Origin of the sequence: Acrocarpospora corrugata, from assembly GCF_009687845.1 — a bacterium.
Classification (GTDB): domain Bacteria; phylum Actinomycetota; class Actinomycetes; order Streptosporangiales; family Streptosporangiaceae; genus Acrocarpospora; species Acrocarpospora corrugata.
In genome coordinates, this window is the sequence record NZ_BLAD01000162.1 from 1 (window position 1) to 4,012 (window position 4,012).

Below are 4,012 nucleotides of genomic sequence, written 5' to 3' on the forward strand. Positions count from 1 at the left end.
CTCGCATTCGCGTACTCGGCGCCAAGTACGTTCAGCAGGGCCAGAGCCTGGGCGCTAGGGGATCCCGGCGGTGCGCTGTAGAGCACGAGGTGCTGGTCGCGGTCCGTGAGCGTGAGCGAGTCGCAGTCGACGGTGATCTCCCCGACGACCGGGTGCCGGAAAGTCTTCGTGAGCATCGGCGCGGTCTGCACGTCGTGCCGCTCCCAGAGCCGGGCGAACTCGGGGCTGGCGTCGCGGAGCTCGTCGACGAGTCCGGTCACCGCGGGGTCGGACGGGTACCGGCCGAGAGCGGATCGGAGCGTCGTGACGACGTGGTGCCGGAACTCCGCGGCGTCGGAGACCCCGTACAGCATCGCACCGGCGCGCGCCGGCCCGAGGAAGGCCCGGCGCGCGAGATTGCGGTCCTCCGGGCGAGCTCGGCGAAGTCCTCCATGAGCGCGGCCGCGAGCCCGTTCCACGCGAGCACCTCGAACGCCGCCGACGTCACGAAGGCAGCCGTCTGCGGCAGCCGCTCCAGCAGCGCGAGGATGCTCGGGCGGACGTCGCGCCGATGCAGTCCGGTACGGCTCGGCGCGGTGCCCGCCAGGACGTGCAGGTGATCGGACTCGGCGTCGGTGAGCCGCAGCGCGCCGGCGATCCCGGCCAGGACCTCGCCCGACGGTCGCGGCGCCCGGCCCTGCTCGAGCCGGACGTAGTACTCCGTGGAGACGTACGCGAGGACCGCCACCTCCTCACGGCGAAGACCCGGCGTCCGGCGCCGCGGGCCCGAGGGGAGGCCGACGTCCTGCGGCCGGAGCCGCTCGCGACGGCTACGGAGGAACGCCCCAAGCTCCTGCTTGTCCATACCCCCAGTCTGCACGCTGCGCGGCGACCGATCCTGGTACCGCCTGTGCCTGCATCCGGATCCCGGGCCGGCCCGACGCTGTCGGCATGACAAACATCGACACCACCCCCATCGGCCTGCTCACCGGCAAGGTCGTGTTCATCACCGGCGCCAGCCGCGGCATCGGGGCGGCCGCGGCCCGGCTCTTCGCCTCCGAGGGCGCAGCCGTCGTGCTCGCCGCCCGCAGCACCGACGCCCTCCAGCGGATCGTCACCGAGATCCGGGCCGGCGGCGGCGTCGCGGATGCCATAACAGTTGATCTCGCCGACCGTACGAGCATCCGGGCGGCGGTCGACCGCGTCGAGGAGCTGCACGGACGGCTCGACGGCGCGTTCAACAACGGCGCGGCGATCCAGCAGCCCGGCCCGCTGGACACGACGAGCGAGGAGGACGTCGAGGAGCAGTTCGCGGTGAACTTCCGCTCGCACTGGACCGCGATGACGGCCGAGGCCGCGCTCATGCGCCGGAACGGCGGTGGGGCGATCGTCAACACCTCGAGCATCGGCAGCCGCCGCGCGAACCCGGAGCTGCCCGCGTACTCCGCGATGAAGCGCGCGCTCAACAGCATCACCGAGACCGCTGCCGTGACCTGGGGGCGGCAGCGGATCCGCGTGAACGGCATCACCCCCGGCGGCACCGCGACGGAGATGATCGACAAGTGGGAGGCGGCGTCTCCTGGCGTCGTCGAGCGCATCGAGAAGAGCATCCCGCTCGGACGGATGGCCGAGCCTCGCGAGGTCGCCGAAGTGGCCGCGTGGCTGCTCAGCGACCGGGCCTCGATGGTGACCGGCGCGATCGTGCCGGTGGACGGCGGCGCCGGCGCCTGAAAGAGAGAGCCTGGTGCGCACGACCAGCGCTTTCAACCTGAGGGTTGACGGAGAAGATGATTGCGGCATACGATTCTTTCAACCAGTAAGTTGAAAGAGGGAGGCGGATGACCGCGGACCCGTTGTCCCGGGTTCTGGCCGCCCTCGCGGATCCGACCCGGCGCGACATGGTGGCCCGGCTCGCGGAAGGCGACGCGACCGTGAGCCAGCTGGCCGAGCCGTACCGGATGTCGCTGCAGGCCGTTTACAAGCACCTACGGGTCCTTGAGGAGGCCGGGCTCGTCAGCCGGCCCCCGGGCCCGCAGCCCCGTCGGGTGCACCTGGAGGCTCAGGCCTTCGACCTACTGGACATCTGGATCGAGCGCCACCGGGTCCGCATCGAGCAGCGCCACCGCCGCCTGGACGCCGTCCTGGCGGAGATGAAGGGAGACGAGCATGGACCAAACCATGGGCAAGACCACGGAGACGAGCATCGAGGCCGACCCGAAACTGCCGGTCATCTGGATGACGCGTGACTTCGCGGCTACGCCCGAGCAGCTGTTCCGCGCGCACACCGACCCCGCGGTGTTCGCCCGCTGGGCGGGCCCGGACGCCATGAACACCCGGATCGAGCGCTGGGACGCGACCACCGGCGGCAGCTGGCGCTACGTCACGGAGCGCGACGGCGAGGAGTACGCCTTCCACGGCTGCTTCCACGAGGTACGGCCGGACCGGATCGTGCAGACCTTCACGTTCGAGGGCCACCCCGACGGCGTCGCGCTGGAAACACTGTGGTTCGAGGACCTGGGCGACGGCCGCACCCGGCTGCGCGCGCAGTCCCTGGTCGACAGCTTCAAGGGCCGCGACGCCTGGTTGCGCAGCGGCATGGAGGTCGGCGTCGACCAGGGCTACGCCAAGTTGGACAGGATGATCGCCGATGGCACTGTCTGACCGCCCGGCCGAGCGGCACCGCCAGATCGCCGGCCTGTTCACTGAGCGGGTCGCCGGCACCCCCTCCTGGGACGTCCCCTCCCCCGTCGCCGACTGGACCGCCCGCGACGTCGTCCGCCACCTGACCGACTGGAGCCACGGCTTCCTCGCCTCCAGCGCCGGCGTCGACCTCCCCCGAGGCCCGTCGGTCGACGAGAACCCGGTCGCCTCCTGGCAGATCCACTGCGACGCCGTCCAGGCCCTGCTGGACGACCCCGAGACGATCCACCGCGAACTCACCAACCCGCACATGGGCACCCTGCCTCTGGCGACCGCGATCGACCAGGTCTATACCGCCGACGTGTTCATGCACACCTGGGACCTCTCCCGGGCCACCGGCCAGGACGACCGCCTCGACCCCGACTTCTGCGCCCAGCTGCTCGGCGGCATGGAGCAGATGGAGGACGTCCTCCGCTCCTCCGGCCAGTACGGCGCCCGCCTCGAGGTGCCCGACGGCGCGGACGTCCAGACCAGGCTTCTGGGTTTCATCGGCCGGGACCCTTTCTGGCCACGCCGATGAGACGCACGCCTCCGGCATGGGGCAGGCGTCAGCGCGTGATCGGCCTCGGCTCACTGGTGTGGGGAGGAGTGTCGGGTCAGGCGGGACTGTGGTCGGACCGGGAGCGGTACAGGCCGTAGAGCTGGTATTCCAGGTTTTCGATCGTGTTGAAGGAGCCGAACAACGGATGGTGCAGGGGGTCGTCCGTGCCGAGATCGAGTAGGTGGGCCGCACGTTTTGACGCGTGGATGATGCGCTTGGGCTGCTTCGCATCGGCGCCCTCGTCGAACTCGATCACACCAACGGCTTCCACCCGATCAGAATGGATGAGGTCAGAACCCCCGCGAACTTCGCGTGTAACCAAGATCCAAAAGCGCCAGAGGTCTCGGACGCGGGGCAGGCTGTCGCTGGTCAAATCATCGAACTGCTGGGCCAGGTGCGTGGAGAGTGGCGGATCGTCCTTGCGTGCGATCAGGTAGTCGTTGAGCCAGTCGGTGGATTTGGTGTACCAGATGCCACCGGTCAGTTCGGCGGTCCACCCGGCGAAGCACATCCCCCTCTGGGAGCGCCAGCTCTCCGGCGCGTGGGAGATCGGGCCTTTAGCCGCGTCAGGGCCGGGCAGGGTCTTGATGAAGTCGAGGACCGCCCAGGCCAGCGCGCCTCCTCGCAGTCTGGACAGGTCGGGGTGGGTGATGGCGTGGGTCATGTGCTGCCCTTTCTCGATTGGGGCAGGACGCATACCGCCAATATCAGCCCCGATCCCCTCACGCGTTACGAGGACCCACATTCCGGACCGGGAGGGAAGGGGGTTCTGGTCAGCACCAGTTCCCGCTC

5 protein-coding genes and 1 pseudogene are annotated in these 4,012 nt (G+C 69.9%); 4 read left to right on the top strand and 2 right to left on the bottom strand.

The window, feature by feature from the left end:
* Positions 1-844, bottom strand: a pseudogene (locus tag Acor_RS46625) (helix-turn-helix transcriptional regulator); the annotation flags it as partial.
* An 86-nt stretch (positions 845-930) separates the two neighbouring features.
* On the opposite strand from Acor_RS46625, the gene Acor_RS41800 reads away from it, so the two are divergent.
* From Acor_RS41800 to Acor_RS41815, 4 genes are all read left to right on the top strand, one after another.
* Positions 931-1,710, top strand: a complete 780-nt coding sequence (locus tag Acor_RS41800) for an SDR family NAD(P)-dependent oxidoreductase (RefSeq protein WP_155342295.1) — start codon at positions 931-933, stop codon at positions 1,708-1,710.
* A gap of 107 nt (positions 1,711-1,817) precedes the next feature.
* Positions 1,818-2,225: an ArsR/SmtB family transcription factor gene (locus Acor_RS41805; protein WP_155342296.1), complete on the top strand. Its 408-nt coding sequence runs from the start codon at positions 1,818-1,820 to the stop codon at positions 2,223-2,225.
* A complete protein-coding gene (locus tag Acor_RS41810; RefSeq protein ID WP_218034837.1) occupies positions 2,146-2,640 on the top strand; it encodes an SRPBCC family protein in 495 nt (164 codons plus the stop codon). Before Acor_RS41805 ends, Acor_RS41810 begins: the two co-directional genes overlap by 80 nt.
* A complete protein-coding gene (locus tag Acor_RS41815) occupies positions 2,627-3,199 on the top strand; it encodes a TIGR03086 family metal-binding protein (protein WP_155342297.1) in 573 nt (190 codons plus the stop codon). Before Acor_RS41810 ends, Acor_RS41815 begins: the two co-directional genes overlap by 14 nt.
* Before the next feature lie 76 nt (positions 3,200-3,275).
* On the opposite strand, the gene Acor_RS41820 is transcribed toward Acor_RS41815, so the two are convergent.
* Positions 3,276-3,884 carry a hypothetical protein gene (locus tag Acor_RS41820; protein WP_155342298.1) on the bottom strand — a complete coding sequence of 203 codons (609 nt, stop codon included), beginning with the start codon at positions 3,882-3,884 and terminating at the stop codon, positions 3,276-3,278.
* Positions 3,885-4,012 lie beyond the last annotated feature (128 nt).